Raw genomic sequence first — 16080 nt, 5'->3', positions numbered from 1 at the left:
ACATACCGGCGTGCGATGCATGTTTTGCAAATACCCGTTTTATCGAAATAGTTGATGGGAAGAAATTAAATTTTCCCGCTTTTTCTCTGCGTATCTCTTTAGTTGTTTTGGGAGTTTGAAGTTCTTCTCAATTTTATTGGAGTTAAAGTCAAGAACTAGAAACTGCGGATGGAATCGTTTCAAGATCGGTCTGATCATTAAACATACTCGCAATCCACATTCCCAAAAATGTAATCGCTCCATTCAATAACAATACAAAGAAGCCAAATTCGAATCCGCCGTAGGTGGAGGATAGATAACTGATCAAAAACGTAAGTATCGGCGAGGCCACCGCAATAAACGGAATCAATACATGATTCACTTTAAGTTTAGTCAATATCCCAAAACCGAACAGTCCCAGCAATGGCCCATAAGTATATCCCGCAAAAACAAATAGTTTATTAATCACACTAGCATCCTTTATCACGTATTCAAAACTGACGATTACCGCGATAAGTAATATGGAAAACCCTATGTGGAATAATTTCCTCAAGTTCTGCTGCTTTTTATCTGTAAAACGAGTTTCTAATTTTACGATGTCTACAGAAAAAGATGTGGTGAGAGACGTCAAAGCGCTATCTGCACTGGAGTAGGCTGCTGCTATCAGACCTAAAATAAATACCAACCCTATTCCCATTCCTAAACCGCCATCCATTGCGATGGACGGGAACAAAGCATCTTTTGAGGCTTGTATATTTTCCGCTTTCGCGAAAGCGGTAAGCAACACTCCTAAAACCAGAAAAATAAAATTCACAACCGTGAGGACGATTGTAAACCAAAAAATATTCTTCTGAGCTTCACCTAGATTGCGACAAGTAAGGTTTTTCTGCATCATATCCTGATCCAGACCTGTCATCACGATAGCAATAAAAGCACCTGATAAAAACTGTTTTATAAAGTATTGATCACTTTTCCAGTCGTCCCAGAAAAAGATTTGTGACAGATCGCTCTCGCCTACAAAAGAGATAATACCACCGATCCCTTCAAGGTTCAAACTATCAGATATGTAGTAGATAGCCACGCCCACAGCAATAAGCATAAATAAGGTCTGCAGTGTATCTGTCCAGACGATGGTTTTAATACCAGATTTGAAGGTGTACAACCAGATGAGCAAAACCGTAAACGTAACGGTCTGCCAGAATTCAATTCCCATCTCATCAAATACAAACGCCTGTAATACTCCAGCGACCAGATATAACCGGAAGCTAGCGCCTACAACGCGCGATAATATGAAAAAACTACTCCCGGTATATTGAGCTGCACTACCAAATCGATCTCCCAGATAACTATAAATAGAAGTAAGATTCATGCGATAGTACAATGGCATGAGCACTAGCCCGATCACTCCGTAACCTACAATATATCCCAGAACTACCTGGAAATAATTCATCGCGCCGGACTCAACCGCACCGGGAACTGAAATAAATGTCACACCGCTAAGTGAGGCTCCTATCATTCCAAAAGCAACAATGTACCATGGAGAGCTGCGATTGCCTCTAAAAAAGGTAGCGCTATCACCTTTCCTGCCCACAATAAATGATATTGCGATCAAAACAGCAAAGTAAATGGCAATGGTAATTAGGATTTGGGTAGAAGTCAATGGATCAAATTTTGCGCTAAAATAGTACTAATAGCTAAGCTTATCGAAATTGTAAACCTGCTGACGATAGGATTACTGTTCCTATCTTTGTACAGTATGAATTTCTCCTCAAAAATATTAGAAGAAGCCGTCAATCAGGTGTCACAACTGCCTGGAATAGGTAAGCGTACCGCATTGCGCCTGGTGCTGCATTTAATGCGCCAGCCAGAACAGAATACAGATTTATTGTCAGAAGCCTTGCTCAAGATGCGACACGATTTGCAGTTTTGCAAGCGATGCCATAATGTTAGTGATACAGAGCTTTGCGAGATCTGTGCTAGTCACAATCGCGATCAAAAAATCGTCTGTGTTGTGGAAGATATACGTGATGTGATGGCGATTGAAAACACGAGTCAATATCGAGGTTTATACCATGTCATAGGAGGAAAAATTAGTCCCATGGATGGCGTGGGGCCTCAGGATTTAAAAGTAGGCTCACTTGTTAAAAGAGTAAAAGAGGAAGGAGTGAAGGAGATCATTTTTGCCTTGAGTCCCACGATAGAAGGAGATACCACTAATTTCTACATATTTAAACAATTGGACGGTCTAGAGATCAATACGTCAACTATCGCAAGAGGAATTGCTGTAGGTGATGAACTAGAATTTGCAGACGAAGTCACTCTGGGTCGCAGTATTTTACATCGCGTACCTTATGAGAATTCGCTAAGAAGCTAGCATGGAACTCTCCGTTGTAATATTGAATTTCAATGCTTCGGTTTTTTTAGAGCTGTGTGTGGAAAGTGTTTTACGCGCAACTACAAATATTCAATCTGAAATTATCGTAGTAGATAATGACTCGACTGATGGCAGTGTTGAGCGACTTTCGACAAGATATAAAAAGATTAAAATTGTCAAATTAGATGAGAATTATGGATTCTCTAAGGGTAATAATATAGCGGTCTCTCGAGCGCGAGGATCGTTTATTTGTCTTGTAAATCCTGATGTCATTGTTGGAGAAACTGTTTTTGATGTAGGTCTCGCTTTCGCGAAAGCGAACTCAAAAACAGGGTTTTTAGGAGTACGATTGCTAGATGGAACGGGAAATTTTCTTCCTGAAAGTAAACGGCGCACACCGAAACGGTCCAGCGCCCTTTTGAAACTGCTGGGGTTTTCTTCCAGTTATTATGATCATAGAATAAAAGAAGATGAGAATGGTCAAACAGAGATTTTAGTGGGAGCATTTATGTTAGGTAAAAAGTCTGTCTATGAAAGTTTAGGTGGACTGGACGAGCGGTACTTTATGTACGGTGAGGATATTGATTTGAGTTTTACCGCTTTAAAAAACGGATTTCAGAACTATTACATAGGATCTGAAAAAGCCATTCACTTTAAAGGAGAAAGTACAATAAAAGATAAAGTCTACAAGGAAAGGTTTTTTAAAGCTATGTCGCTATTTTATGACAAGCACTATCCAAAAGGTAAGTTTCTAAGCGGATTCTTAAAATTTATACTTCCTAAAATAACTCGCTCAAAGACAGCTTCAACTATTACTATATCTGCGATTCAGCAAAAAATATTAGTAACTGCAGATTTGAATTTTAAACCAGAATGGGCAGGTCAGGTAGTAACTTTTGATACTCTTAAAATGAGCTCAAAAGGAGGTGATCAAGTAATCTGGGATATGGCAACTCTAGAACATGGGAAGGTGATTGACCTTATGAATCTTAGTAAAGGGTTTGGGAACACCTATAGATTTTTCACGTTGGATCGTTCTGCAATGGCGGGAAGTGACTCTAGTGAGGAACGCGGTGAGGTCAAAATTATATGATATAAACTCAACCTTCCCGTCTAAACTTCATTGATTTCTTAAATAATTCCTATTGCTATCCGATAACTGCAAAGGCTGATAGATAATTCTTATTTTTGCAATTCTTAATAAACCGATATATTACTGCGCAATTATGGCTCGATTTGAATTGAAATTACCTAAAATGGGTGAATCCGTAGCAGAGGCTACCATAACCGCATGGCTTAAAAATGTAGGCGATACGATAGAAATGGATGAACCTGTGCTTGAAATAGCTACCGATAAAGTCGATAGTGAGGTTCCAAGTGAAGTTGATGGTAAGTTAGTCGAGATTCTCTTCAATATAGATGATGTCGTAGAAGTAGGACAAACAATTGCAATCATAGAAACGGAAGGTGGACAAGAAGAATCAAGTAATGATTCTAAATCTATTGATCCTATAGAAGTTGCTGATGAAGCACCTGCAGGCTATGCAGAGGCAGCTACAGAAACTGCAGAAGAGCAGATTGATAAAGGAATGGATACCGCTGGAAAGAACGATTACACATCTAGCGAATCTTTCTATTCACCACTGGTTAAAAATATCGCAAAAGAAGAAAATATCTCCATGTCAGAACTAGAGTCCATCAATGGAACTGGTAAGGATGACCGTGTGACTAAAAATGATATTCTAAAATTTGTTGAAGATCGCAAGAGTGGTAAGCCAGCCCAAGCACCTGCAAAGGCTGCTGCGCCAGCGCCTACAGCTCAAAATAATGCTCCTAAACCAGCAGCCAAAGCAATTCCAGTATCTGTTAATGGAGAAGATGAGGTGATAGAGATGACCCGCATGGGTAAAATGATTTCTCATCACATGGTGGCATCGGTACAGACGAGTGCTCACGTTCAAAGTTTTATTGAGTGTGATGTTACAAATATCTGGAACTGGAGAAAGAAACATAAGGCCGATTTCCAGAAACGTGAAGGTGAGAACTTAACCTTTACTCCTATTTTTATGGAAGCGGTTGCACAAGCCATCAAAGAATTTCCAATGATTAATATTGCTTTAGACGGTGATAAAATCATCAAGCGGAAAAACATCAACCTAGGAATGGCAGCAGCCTTACCTAATGGTAATCTAATCGTTCCGGTAATCAAAAATGCTGACCAGCTCAACCTAGTAGGCATGGCAAAAGCAGTAAATGATCTTGCAGGAAGAGCCAGAGATGGAAAATTAAAGCCAGACGACACTCAAGGCGGAACCTATACGGTGACTAACGTGGGAACATTCGGCTCTATAATGGGTACACCTATTATAAACCAGCCACAAGTCGCGATCTTGGCTTTAGGTGCAATTCGTAAAGTTCCTGCTGTAGTAGAGACTCCTGATGGAGACTTTATAGGAATACGCATGAAGATGTTCTTATCGCACAGTTACGACCATAGAGTTGTTAACGGTGCATTAGGTGGTCAGTTTGTGCAGCGCGTTGCGCAGTTGTTAGAGGCTTTTGATCCTAACAGATCCATATAAAAACTAATTAAAACAATAGTGAAAGCCAGTCTTATAGACTGGCTTTCTTTTTAATCATTATTAAATATTTATTTTTGTAGCATGGCAGATCAGTTTTATTTAGAGGATTTTGATTTTTTCAAAGGCGCAAAAGTCTTGCACTATTTTGAGTTTGTCGAACCTCAAAACGTGAAAGATGAATATTTTGTAGAGCATGAAGTTCATGCACTCACTATCTGTGATTATGACGGAGAGGAAACGATGCTATTTTATTTTGATGAAGATCTAGAAATCATACAGGAATTCGAATTCATGATTCCAAAACAAGCTAAAGAAAAAGCTGCAGAAGATTTCCAAGGGATTGATATCAAATGGAAAAATAAGAAAGGCTAAGCCAGAAAAAGAAAGAGGTAGTTGATTCACAACTACCTCTTTTTTTTCTGTTCTTCACATAATCCTATATCGTTTTTTTAGTGGTGAACTACACACGACCTTCTTTATAAGCATCTATTTTTCCCTGTCTTGCAAGCAAGCTTATATAGTCTGCTGCATATTCAAGACTAGATTCCTTAAGATACTTGCGATAGTCACAAGATCCTCTACAAATTAAATGGCATCGCTATGGTTCACAGCTTCAAAGTGTTCTCTGAGCGGTTTTCAACTTACGGTTAGACCTTCTTGAAGAACAATTCTTGTTTCTTGAAGAGTTAACGTGTTTCCTTCAATACTGTTTGAGTTATACGTCCATTTTACACTTAAACTTTCCTGAATGCTATGGATTACATAAGCTGGAAAAGGACGGAATTTATCTAAAAGGGCTTTTTTTAATCAATCTTTTTTTAAAAGATCCTAAAGGACATCACTTAATTTAAGTTTTTCAGGAGGGAACAATTAATATCGTTTATAAAAATATGCACAACTACCGATATTAAAATTTATATTTTTTTACAAATAATGATGCAATCATCACAGAATCATGAAACTTCACAACATGTCGTCTTGCGTTTTTTCCGATGTATAGTAGGGATTCTGGGTTCTCTATCAGCATAGAAATTTGTTCAAATAGATATGAGACATCAGGTTGAGCATTGATAACTGCAATATTCTTTAGGTTATGGGCTTTTAAGAATTCAGGCCCAGCACCTGCAAAAACTACTTTTCCCTTGAGCATAGATTCCAGTGCGTTATATCCTTGATCATAGCTTAATACCTGATCTAACAGAATGTGTGAATCCTTTAAACGAGTCATATATTCTACATAGGGAAGATTTTCTGCTACGGTAACATTCACCTGATTATTATATTTTTCCTTGAGTAGGAGTAAAGCTTCCTCAAAATAATTAATGCCTTTTTTCCAGTAATTTTGTCGATTTATACCCAGAAATATTTGGATAACTTCGGTGTTTTCATTTTGTTCCAGCTGGTATTTATCGATAATTATGGGCGCTGGAATAATTTCTGTAGTTTTTATTTGTCTCGTCAATGTCATTGCATAATCGACATTACTAGGAATTATGGCAACACACTTATCGACCAGCCACTCATAGTTAGCTTTATATTCCGGACCTAAATATTTATAGGTATGCCACAAAAAAGGCTTTAAACTGGAGTCGATTTTTACCGCTTCCAGAATGCTGTAACCTTCATGATAATTTGTAAGATAATCTGCGTAATGATAGTCATCGCCGCAGGCAGCAAGAAAACATTTTCCGTTATTTTCAACGAGAAACTTCAGCATTTTCATCTCAACAGGCGGCTCGCAGCTAAATGGATTTGAGTTGATAAACTGCACTATATCAAAACCTTTGAGAAGATGTTCGCTTTCGCGAAAGCGTGCTAACCTCAGGTTATCTTCAAGGTTGCGACCTGTAAGTTTCCACCAGGCAACCTTGAATTTTTCACGAAACCTGTTGCGGCGATAATAGTCGCTGCCTACAAAAACATCCACTGGAAGATCTTTGAAACCATCGCCATCGCCCACAATGATTACCTCATGACCCAGCTGGATCAAACCGTGTTTGAGTGAGTTGTGATAATTACTGTACTCGCCTACCAGCAGAATGCGCATAAAAAGTACCTTTGGGATAAAGATAAGGGGTTGAGACAATACAGTGAAGATGATCTTGAGATTCTAATTGCGACCATGGATCGTAGTGACTTGTCGTTTTTAGAAGTTATTTTTTCAAAACCTCTTGTTGCGATCACAGAAAACATTTTGATCGTCAATCAGAGCAAAACTAAAAAGCTAGTCAGCGACCAAACCAATATCCGAGTTATAAATGATACGGATTATGGATTGAGTCGCAGTAGAAATCTGGCGATTCGAGAATCAAAAGGTGAGTTATTGTGGCTTATGGACGACGATTGTATTATCCGGCAAGATGCCATTTCGATAATAATTGAGGCATTCAATAACATATCATCAGACTTGATCACGTTTCAAACGGAAGTACTGGAGTCTGGAAAGCTATACTGGGAGTATCCAGATAATAATCAAACTTTTACTCAAGTCAATGAAAACCAAACCTTGTCGCCTGAAATTGTTTTTAAAAGAAATCCTATAAAGAATAAGGTTAGATATGACGAACGTTTTGGGTTAGGAGCTCAATTTGAGGATGGGGAGAACTATCTTTTCCTACATCAATTAGGACAGAAAAATATATCAAGGTATTTTCTCAATAAGGTAATTGTTGCACACCCAAAACATAATTCTAGTATGGAAGCGAGTTCTTCTCGCATTATCTATGCCCGTGGTGCGATCGCCCAATATTTTAAAAAGAATATTTCTTTTCTTAGTTACAAGTACGCCTTTTTTTTATTGCGAAAAGGTTTAATCCTGGACCCTCGTAAGCCCTGGATAGTTAAACGAACATTTGAGCAAGGCGCAGCTGATTTTCAGGATAGGGATAGACTCAAGACTAGTTAATGACAAAGAATTACATTTGAACAATGGAGCATAAATTTGTCGATATCCCTAAAATTGTAGACCCGCGAGGTAACCTTGCCGTCATTGAAGGAAATACTATTCCGTTTGCGGTAAAACGGGTATATTACTTGTTTGATGTTCCCAGTAACAGCCATCGTGGTGGTCATGCGCACAAAGAATGCCAGTCGATGCTCATTGCATTGAGCGGTAGTTTTACCGTTAAACTTTACGACGGTAAAAGCTGGAAGAAAATCCTTTTAAACAAACCGGACAAAGGGTTGTTGATTCCCACAATGTTATGGCGAGAGTTGGAAGACTTTTCCAGCGGTGCTGTTTGTCTTTCCATCGCTTCTCATGAATTTGATGAAGAAGATTATATTAGAGATCTTACAGCTTTTGAGAGTCTAGCAAGTCATTAACTCCCGGTTCTAAGTCTAAATCCTAAGTTTCCTAAAACCCGCTGGGTCCTTTTGAGCGCTTTTAATTGACGGCTGCTCATTTCTAATAATGTGCGCTGTTTTTTAGTAAGGTTATTTTGATCTATTTGATGCTGGTATAGTGTTGCATTCTTAATATCGTTAAGCAAACGGTAATCGATGGCAATAGAAAATCTATTAATATCAATTAATTTCTTAAGGTGGAGGTTCTCGGGATATTCCTTTTCATACTTACTAAAGTTTGTAACAGATCTTTTGACTATAGGAACTTCTGAGGATTTGTTCCCTGCAGTTTCATCATAAATAACAGTGGGATTCTTATGAAAAGCAACTTTTGCACTCAGTCCAGCTTTAATTAAGAAATCAATATCTTCTGTATGACTTAAATTTTCATCAAAATAAATAGGTTCGTTATTTTTTACAGACATGCAAATCGCTGATGGAATCAGTACGGTATTGAGATAATTGTACTGGAAAAAAGGTTCTACAAGAAAACTATCCTCGATATTTTTAAGTGATAATTTAGTTTTTTGAAATTGACGTTTACCTATTTTTATCTTGTAATTATTTGCAATAATTGTTGCGTCAGGGAACTTGCTGATTGAATAATCTAATTGCTTCAAATGATCTGGCATCCAGTAATCATCTGCATCTAGGAAGGCTACAAAATCAAATTTATTTTCAATAGCTTCTTTTATTCCTATGTTGCGGGTATAACTAACGCCGTGATTTTCTTGCTTAATAAGGGTAATGTGATCATTTGTTACTAATGAAGCTTGTTGATAGCTGTCGTCTGTAGAACCATCATCTATTATGAGTATTTTAAAATCAATATGCACTTGTGCGAGAACTGATTCTATCGCTCTAAGGATCGTTGAAGATTTATTATACAATGGAATAACAACAAGAAATGAATTCATAACATAAAAAGTTAGCAGTTTAATAGACTGCGGTAGCTTATCCAAAATAAGACTTTCTTAAATGACAAAACTTATCTTACTGAAATAAAACTTTTTAAATATTCACCGAGCCTGTGAAAATCAAAGAGAATCATTGATGGCTGTGAAGATTTTAGGTTTGCTTCCATTCTATTTCTAAACGTTTTTTGAAGAGAAATTATAAACGTAGCTAACTTGTAGCGTAAAAGTCGACCTGCTGTTTTTGAAAGCTTGGTGGATTTAGCTTCTATAAGTCCAGATTTGACCAGATGAGCAAGTACTTGAGATGATTCACTAGATTTCTTTAAGAAAATCTTACTCGATTCCAACCCTTGATGTTCTACGGTATTATCGATGTGTAAAACTGGGATACCTAAATTTTTAGCGCTAAGAGCAAATAAAGTGTCGTCATGTCTTAAGTTGGGTATATTCTCGTTAAAACGGAGTAGGTTGAAAGCTTCTCTGGAAATTAAAAAATTCAAAGTCAAAAATCGCAGGTGTGGTTTGAGAAGCCTTTCTTTTACTGTCAATACTTCTCTTTCTCTTCCGTAAACCCATCGCAGCATTTCATCGGCAGCGGGTTTATTTTTTTGATATTGAATACCACCGTAAATAATGGTGGTAGCAGCAGAAATATGTTTAAAATACTTTTCTATAAAATCTGGACTATTTGGATAAACATCCGCATCTAGAAATAAAATATGAGGGAATTGAGAATCGTCGGCCAATAAATTTCTAATAGCGCTGCGTCCTATGTTATTTTCTAAGACTTTGAATCTAACATTTTGTAATTCCTGAATTTCAGAATTGTTAGTCACGATTGAGTTAGAAGAGCTACAGTCGTCATAAACTAAAAGCTCAAATGCGATATCAAGAGCCGAGACTTGTTTGTGAATTTCCATGACCAGTTTCCTAATGTCATAATTGAAAACAGGAATGCAGATGGATAACATGCTTAAAAATTAATTGTACTCTTAAAAGGTTTCTCCAGCCGAACCAAGAAACGCTTTTTTCTTAATGAACCGATAATTGATAATGGTGATTTTATCTTGCCACAGATCTAAATATACTTTTGATTATCAGTAATCTAAAGTATTCGCATAATTAAATGTCTAACGTTGACCTACCCGGCTTATAATTTCAAACGACATATTTTGAAAAAGGAACTAGTGCCAAAACTAATCCGTTAATCATTTCTTTTCAGCGATAAGTAGAATATTTAAAATGAATTAAACCGTTCTCTGAACCACTTCAAAAACTTCGCCATCGTCACATTTGAGAGTCTTGGATGGATATTTTAAAATGAGGGCATAATCATGGGTTGCCATTAAAATCGTATTTCCGTTTTTATTAATGGTTTGTAAAACCTCCATGATTTCCACACTGGTCTGTGGATCTAGATTTCCAGTGGGCTCATCTGCAATAATCAGTTCTGGATTATTAAGAAGTGCTCTAGCAATAGCCACACGTTGTTGCTCACCGCCAGAGAGTTCGTGTGGGTATTTAAAGCCTTTGGTTTTCATGCCCACCTTATCCAGAACCTCGTCAATCTTATCCTGCATTTCGGTTTTATTCTTCCAGCCGGTGGCTTTCAGAACAAACTTCAGGTTTTCTTGAATTGTTCTGTCCGTAAGAAGCTTAAAATCCTGAAATACCACTCCTAGTTTGCGACGTAGGAAAGGAATTTCGCTTTCGCGCAAGCTGGCTAAATCAAAATCTACAATACTTCCAGAACCTTTTTTCAAGGGAATATCACCATAAAGGGTTTTCATCAAGGAGCTTTTACCACTACCAGTTTTACCGATTAAGTAAACAAACTCGCCTTTATCAATATTGAGATTCACGTCTTTAAGGATGAGATTGTCCATTTGAAAAATATCGACATCAGAAAGGGAAAGCACGTGATTTGACATGAAATATATTTTGAGGTAAAAATACATAAAGCTGTGGATAACCATGCGTATAATTAATTAGGAAAAGTGCCGTTAACAAAGTGTAGGATTCTAATTTTACACACTGACTAACTATAGCTCTCATGAGGAAAATTGCACTTACGGCTTTTTTATTAGGCGCCGTTTATACAGGACTCGCCCAGCAGTCTAAAATTTTTACGGACAACTTGCGCAACTACAACACTGCTGTCGATCTTTATCAAGAGGATCAATACGTTGCGGCACAACGTTTATTTGAAGCGGTTGTTGAAAAGATTGATGATGAAACCATCAAAGGAAATGCTGCATATTATGCTGCAAACTGCGCTGTGCGATTGAATCAACGCAATGCTGATGAGATGGTAGAGAATTTTGTGAAGCAATATCCTACCTCTACAAAGAGTAATAGCGCTTACATTGATGTTGCTGACTATTATTTTGAAAGTGGTAATTACCGTCAGGCGGTATTGTGGTATGATAAGGTGGATGAAAACAACTTATCTGAAGACCAAAAAAATCGGTACTACTTCAATAAGGGTTATACACTCGTTCAAAGCAATAAATATGACGAGGCTAAACCTTATTTGAACAGAGTTAGCGATACGCAAGAATATGGTTCCAAAGCAAAATATTATCTGGGATACATCGCTTATGAAGGTGATGACCTAGAAACTGCAGAGGGTTTATTCAACGAGGTAGAGGAGGCACCAGAAACGGATGCCAAGTTATCGTATTATCAAGCTGATCTTAATTATAAACTAGGGCGTTTTGATGAAGCGATCACTCTAGCTGAAAAGCAAATGTCGACCTCTAACCGCGCAGAACAATCTGAATTGAACCGTGTTATAGGACAGTCTTTATTCAACCAAGAAAAATATCAGGAAGCTTTACCGTACTTGCAAAAATATCAGGGAACTCGAGGTAAATGGAACAATAACGATTATTACCAGCTGGGTTATACGTATTACAAACTAGGCGATTTTGCAAACGCGGTGGAAACTTTCAATAAGATTATAGGAGGTGAAAATGCGACTGCTCAAAATGCTTACTATCACCTGGGTCAAAGTTACATCAAGCTTGATCGTGGTGAGGATGCGTTGAACGCTTTCAAAAAGGCAAGTGAAATTGCACTCGATGATCAGATTACTCAAGATGCCACCTATAACTATGCAAAATTGAGCTATGAGAACGGGAATCCATACGAAAGCGTTCCAGCGGTGATCTTGAATTATATCGAGAAATATCCCAATGCAGAAAATAAGGATGAAATGAACAACCTGTTGATCGATTCCTATTTCAGCTCTAAAAATTATGCGGAAGCCATCAGTTTATTGGAAGATGGTAGAATTCGCGGGAATGAAAATGTATACGGTAAGGTAGCTTTATATCATGGATTGAATTTATTCACAGCAGGAGATTATGCTGCTGCGGGAGCTAATCTTGATAAGGCTATTAAAAACTTAACCGAAAAAAATCTAGAGAAGAAAGCGCGATTTTGGAAAGCAGCTTCTCTTTACGAATTGAGTGATTTCAACAACGCGTTAGCAGAGTTTGAGCGGGCAAACAAAATCAGTGCAAGTATTGATGAAGACAAATTGTTAGATTATGATATGGGTTACACCCATTTTAAATTAAAAAATTATAGTTCTAGCATCAGCGCTATGGAGCGCTTTGTCGCTCAGTTTTCAAATGATAAAGTGAGAACAAACGATGCTTACATGAGGATAGGAGATGCTAATTTTGTATCAAAAAAATACTGGCCAGCTATTGAGTCCTACAACGAATCGATTAAAATGGGAGGACCAGCTGCTGACTATGCAACCTTCCAGAAAGCAATGTCTTATGGTTTTGTTGATCGTATAGATAGCAAAATACAAGAACTTAATACGTTTCTAGAAAACTTCAAAAATTCTCAATTTCGTGATGATGTTTTGTATGAATTAGGGAATACCTACATCAACAGTGGTAAAGTCGCTGATGGTACACAGACTTATGATCGCTTAATTAAAGAATTTCCAAACAGTAGATATACCGCACCATCTATGATGCGTAAGGGTTTACAGTTTTACAATGACAATAAGCTCGATGAGGCTTTAGCTATTTTTAAACAAGTAGCATCAAAATATGCTGGAACTCCGCAAGCAGTAGAAGCTGTGAGTAGTGCGAGACTGGTATATATTGATCAAGGTAAAACGGCAGAATATGCGAGCTGGGTGCGTGGTTTAGATTTTATTGATGTCACAGATTCAGAGCTGGATGACACGGCTTATGAGAGCGCAGAGCGTCCATTTGTACAAGGTAACATGAGTGCTGCGGTGCGTGAATTGAAAAAGTATCTGGAGCAATTTCCCAATGGCAAATATGCTTTACAGGCGCATTTCAATCTAGCGCAGGCGTATTTTTCTGAAGGTAATAAGGCAGCAAGTATTCCTAATTATCAATATGTTGCAGACCGCGAGCGCAGCGAGTATTCTGAACAGGCACTGGCACGACTGGGAGAAATATTGTTGAATGATGCGGTTAGTGATGGTGGTGATAGAAAGTCCGCTTTCGCGAAAGCGATACCCATATTAATAAAACTAGAAGCTACAGCAGATTTCCCACAGAACAAAGCTTACGCACAATCAAACTTGATGAAAGCCTACTATGAAACGGAGCAATTTGATAAAGCGGTAGGTTATGCTAATAAAGTATTGGGAGATAGTTCAACAGTCGCTGCGGTAAGATCAGATGCACAATTGATCATTGCAAGATCTTCCTTCAAGCGTAATGATATGGCAGCTGCAAAACGCGGTTATGCAGAAGTGTTCAGTAACTCCAGCGGTGTCACAGCTGCAGAGGCTACGTTTTATAAGGCATATTTTGAGAATCAAGAAGGGAAACATAGTGAGGCTATCGCAACCGTGCAAAGCCTCTCTAAAAACTATGGAAGCTATAAATTATGGAGCGCTCGAGGTCTTGTGGTCATGGCGAAAAGTTATGACGCCACAAAACAAACCTTGAATGCAGTAACCTTATTGCAAGGTGTGATTGACAATTTCTCGCAATATCCAGAAGTTGTTGCACAGGCAAAAACGGAACTTGCCAGAATCAAAAACGAACAGGCAAAAACCAACTCATCCATAGTTCCATCCAATAACTAATCATCTCTATGAATTTTAAATATATAACTACAGCAGTTTCGGTTTTATTAATTGGAACGACGCTTATTGCACAGGACAAGAAAGATGAAGACCGATTGAATGGCGGTACTATTACTGTTGTCAAAGCTTATGATCCATCTGTTGCAGATGCTTTTAAAGTTAAGAGCGTGCCCCAATTAAATGATACGATTAAGATTAAGAAGAAAGCAGTGACCTATAGCATTTTTTCAGTTCCCGTGGCGTCCACATTTACTCCCGCAAAGGGGAAATTATCGCGTTTAAAACCACGAAAGCGGCCAGAATATTATGATAACTATGCACGACTGGGACTGGGGAATTACGGCAATATTATAGCAGAATTTGCTGGTAATGTTGAGGTCGACAAGGATTCTGACTTAGGGATTTTTCTAAATCACAACTCATCTTTCGGTGGTATTGACGAGGTTTTACTGGATGATTCTTATTCAGACTCTGCTTTAGACCTTTCTTACGGTCATCGTTCAAGATATGCTAGTTATGGTGTTACTGCTGGAGCACGATATCAAAGAGCAAATTGGTACGGAATATATGACCCCTTAAATACACAGTTAATAGGAACAAATCCCGACGATACAGATGTTGCCATTAATTATCTTTCTTATGGAATAGGTGGTAATGTTGATTTCTTTGATTCGGTTTTCAAGGAACTGAAAGTAAAATTAACCGGGCTTTCCTCCAGTGAAGATGCTCAAGAATTCCGCGGGCGACTGACGCCTCAGCTTTCTTTTGATATACAGGATACAGAAATAGGGTTAGGCCTAGATTTAGATTACTTGAAAGGAACTTTTGACCAGCAAGGCCTGCGACCAGCACAAACAGATTACTCTTATTTAATAGCGGGCGCTAACCCCAAGCTAAATTTGTATGGTGATAATTATAAACTTGAATTAGGTGCCAAGGTGAATTATCTGAATGATTTTGAAGGCAATCAGAATGAATTCAATTTTTATCCAGACATCAATGCCAGCTATAGAGTTCTAGACGATCAAATTATAGCTTACACACAGCTTTTAGGAGGATTAGATATGAATAGCTTGCAACAATTTGCTGATGAGAATGTGTTTTTAGCACCAGCGATTACAATTAAACCTACTGACAGATTGATTGATGCACAACTAGGATTAAAAGGAAAGGTGACTAATAATTTGGGTTATAAAATTTATGGAGGTTATAAAAAAGAGAATGATCGCTATTTCTATACTAAAGATGTAGGTCGCGTTTTAATTGTAGAAGAAGGAGCGACTCTAGGAAATGTTTTTTACACTCAATATGCAGATCTTGAAACTATGTTTTATGGAGCATCGTTGAGTGTGGATGTAAGCTCAAAATTCAACCTTACTTTAAGCGGGAAAAGTATGAGTTATGAAGTGACCAACGGTGACGATTTTGAAAACGTAGCTTCCCAATTGCCTGAATTTACGGCAGACCTGGTCGGAATGTATCAAATCACAGATAAGTTAGATGTAGGTGCTACGGTTTATTACGTAGGAGAGCGTGATGTTTATCGCAATGGACTAGGTGTGGAATCGCTTGATTCCTTTGTGGACTTAAATCTAGATGTAAATTATAAGATCAACTCTAAATTGACCGCTTTTATAAGAGGTAATAACTTGACCGGTGGTAATTATGAATATTACTTAGACTATCCTGTTCAGGACTTACAAGTGTTGGGTGGAGTGGTTTACAAGTTTGATTTCTAGAGTTTATGAGTTAATTACTATTAGCTTTTTAAACCAACGTATAAAATAGAAA

At 37.9% G+C, this 16080-nt stretch carries 13 protein-coding genes; 8 read left to right on the top strand and 5 right to left on the bottom strand.

Annotation, left to right across the window (positions count from 1 at the left end):
- Nucleotides 1–148 precede the first annotated feature (148 nt).
- Entirely contained in the window at nucleotides 149–1639 is a 1491-nt protein-coding gene (locus tag IQ282_RS05570) for a sodium:solute symporter (protein ID WP_194850860.1), read from the bottom strand.
- 96 nt (nucleotides 1640–1735) lie between these two features.
- Here IQ282_RS05570 and recR point away from each other — a divergent pair, with 96 nt between their 5' ends.
- The 4 genes from recR (at nucleotide 1736) to IQ282_RS05550 (ending at nucleotide 5307) form a co-directional block, all read left to right on the top strand.
- Nucleotides 1736–2353 (top strand): recombination mediator RecR, encoded by a 618-nt coding sequence (gene recR, locus IQ282_RS05565; protein WP_194850859.1) that lies wholly within the window; start codon nucleotides 1736–1738, stop codon nucleotides 2351–2353.
- A 1-nt stretch (nucleotide 2354) separates the two neighbouring features.
- The gene (locus IQ282_RS05560) at nucleotides 2355–3446 is read left to right on the top strand and encodes a glycosyltransferase family 2 protein (RefSeq protein WP_194850858.1); all 1092 of its coding nucleotides are present in this window, start codon (nucleotides 2355–2357) and stop codon (nucleotides 3444–3446) included.
- A 133-nt stretch (nucleotides 3447–3579) separates the two neighbouring features.
- On the top strand, nucleotides 3580–4935 hold the full coding sequence (locus IQ282_RS05555) for a dihydrolipoamide acetyltransferase family protein (protein WP_194850857.1): 1356 nt from the start codon (nucleotides 3580–3582) through the stop codon (nucleotides 4933–4935).
- A gap of 81 nt (nucleotides 4936–5016) precedes the next feature.
- Nucleotides 5017–5307: a hypothetical protein gene (locus IQ282_RS05550; RefSeq protein ID WP_194850856.1), complete on the top strand. Its 291-nt coding sequence runs from the start codon at nucleotides 5017–5019 to the stop codon at nucleotides 5305–5307.
- A 535-nt stretch (nucleotides 5308–5842) separates the two neighbouring features.
- Here the strand turns inward: IQ282_RS05550 and IQ282_RS05545 are convergent.
- A complete protein-coding gene (locus tag IQ282_RS05545) occupies nucleotides 5843–6982 on the bottom strand; it encodes a glycosyltransferase (RefSeq protein WP_194850855.1) in 1140 nt (379 codons plus the stop codon).
- 30 nt (nucleotides 6983–7012) lie between these two features.
- Here IQ282_RS05545 and IQ282_RS05540 point away from each other — a divergent pair, with 30 nt between their 5' ends.
- Both IQ282_RS05540 and IQ282_RS05535 read left to right on the top strand, forming a co-directional pair.
- Nucleotides 7013–7840: a glycosyltransferase gene (locus IQ282_RS05540; RefSeq protein WP_194850854.1), complete on the top strand. Its 828-nt coding sequence runs from the start codon at nucleotides 7013–7015 to the stop codon at nucleotides 7838–7840.
- A 23-nt stretch (nucleotides 7841–7863) separates the two neighbouring features.
- Nucleotides 7864–8259: a sugar 3,4-ketoisomerase gene (locus tag IQ282_RS05535; RefSeq protein WP_194850853.1), complete on the top strand. Its 396-nt coding sequence runs from the start codon at nucleotides 7864–7866 to the stop codon at nucleotides 8257–8259.
- On the opposite strand, the gene IQ282_RS05530 is transcribed toward IQ282_RS05535, so the two are convergent.
- The 3 genes from IQ282_RS05530 to IQ282_RS05520 form a co-directional block, all read right to left on the bottom strand.
- Entirely contained in the window at nucleotides 8256–9197 is a 942-nt protein-coding gene (locus IQ282_RS05530; RefSeq protein ID WP_194850852.1) for a glycosyltransferase family A protein, read from the bottom strand. The genes IQ282_RS05535 and IQ282_RS05530 overlap by 4 nt on opposite strands.
- Before the next feature lie 71 nt (nucleotides 9198–9268).
- Nucleotides 9269–10168 (bottom strand): glycosyltransferase family 2 protein, encoded by a 900-nt coding sequence (locus IQ282_RS05525; protein ID WP_194850851.1) that lies wholly within the window; start codon nucleotides 10166–10168, stop codon nucleotides 9269–9271.
- A 276-nt stretch (nucleotides 10169–10444) separates the two neighbouring features.
- Nucleotides 10445–11128: a cell division ATP-binding protein FtsE gene (locus tag IQ282_RS05520; protein ID WP_194850850.1), complete on the bottom strand. Its 684-nt coding sequence runs from the start codon at nucleotides 11126–11128 to the stop codon at nucleotides 10445–10447.
- Between the two features lie 122 nt (nucleotides 11129–11250).
- Between IQ282_RS05520 and IQ282_RS05515 the strand changes: the two genes are divergently transcribed.
- Nucleotides 11251–14289: a tetratricopeptide repeat protein gene (locus tag IQ282_RS05515; RefSeq protein ID WP_194850849.1), complete on the top strand. Its 3039-nt coding sequence runs from the start codon at nucleotides 11251–11253 to the stop codon at nucleotides 14287–14289.
- Nucleotides 14290–14297: 8 nt separating this feature from the next.
- On the top strand, nucleotides 14298–16028 hold the full coding sequence (locus tag IQ282_RS05510) for a TonB-dependent receptor (protein WP_194850848.1): 1731 nt from the start codon (nucleotides 14298–14300) through the stop codon (nucleotides 16026–16028).
- Nucleotides 16029–16080 lie beyond the last annotated feature (52 nt).

Source organism: Nonlabens antarcticus, assembly GCF_015356755.1.
Taxonomy (GTDB): Bacteria; Bacteroidota; Bacteroidia; order Flavobacteriales; family Flavobacteriaceae; genus Nonlabens; species Nonlabens antarcticus.
The sequence above is the reverse complement of the archived record's forward strand: the minus strand, read 5'-3'. Positions and strand labels throughout refer to the sequence as shown.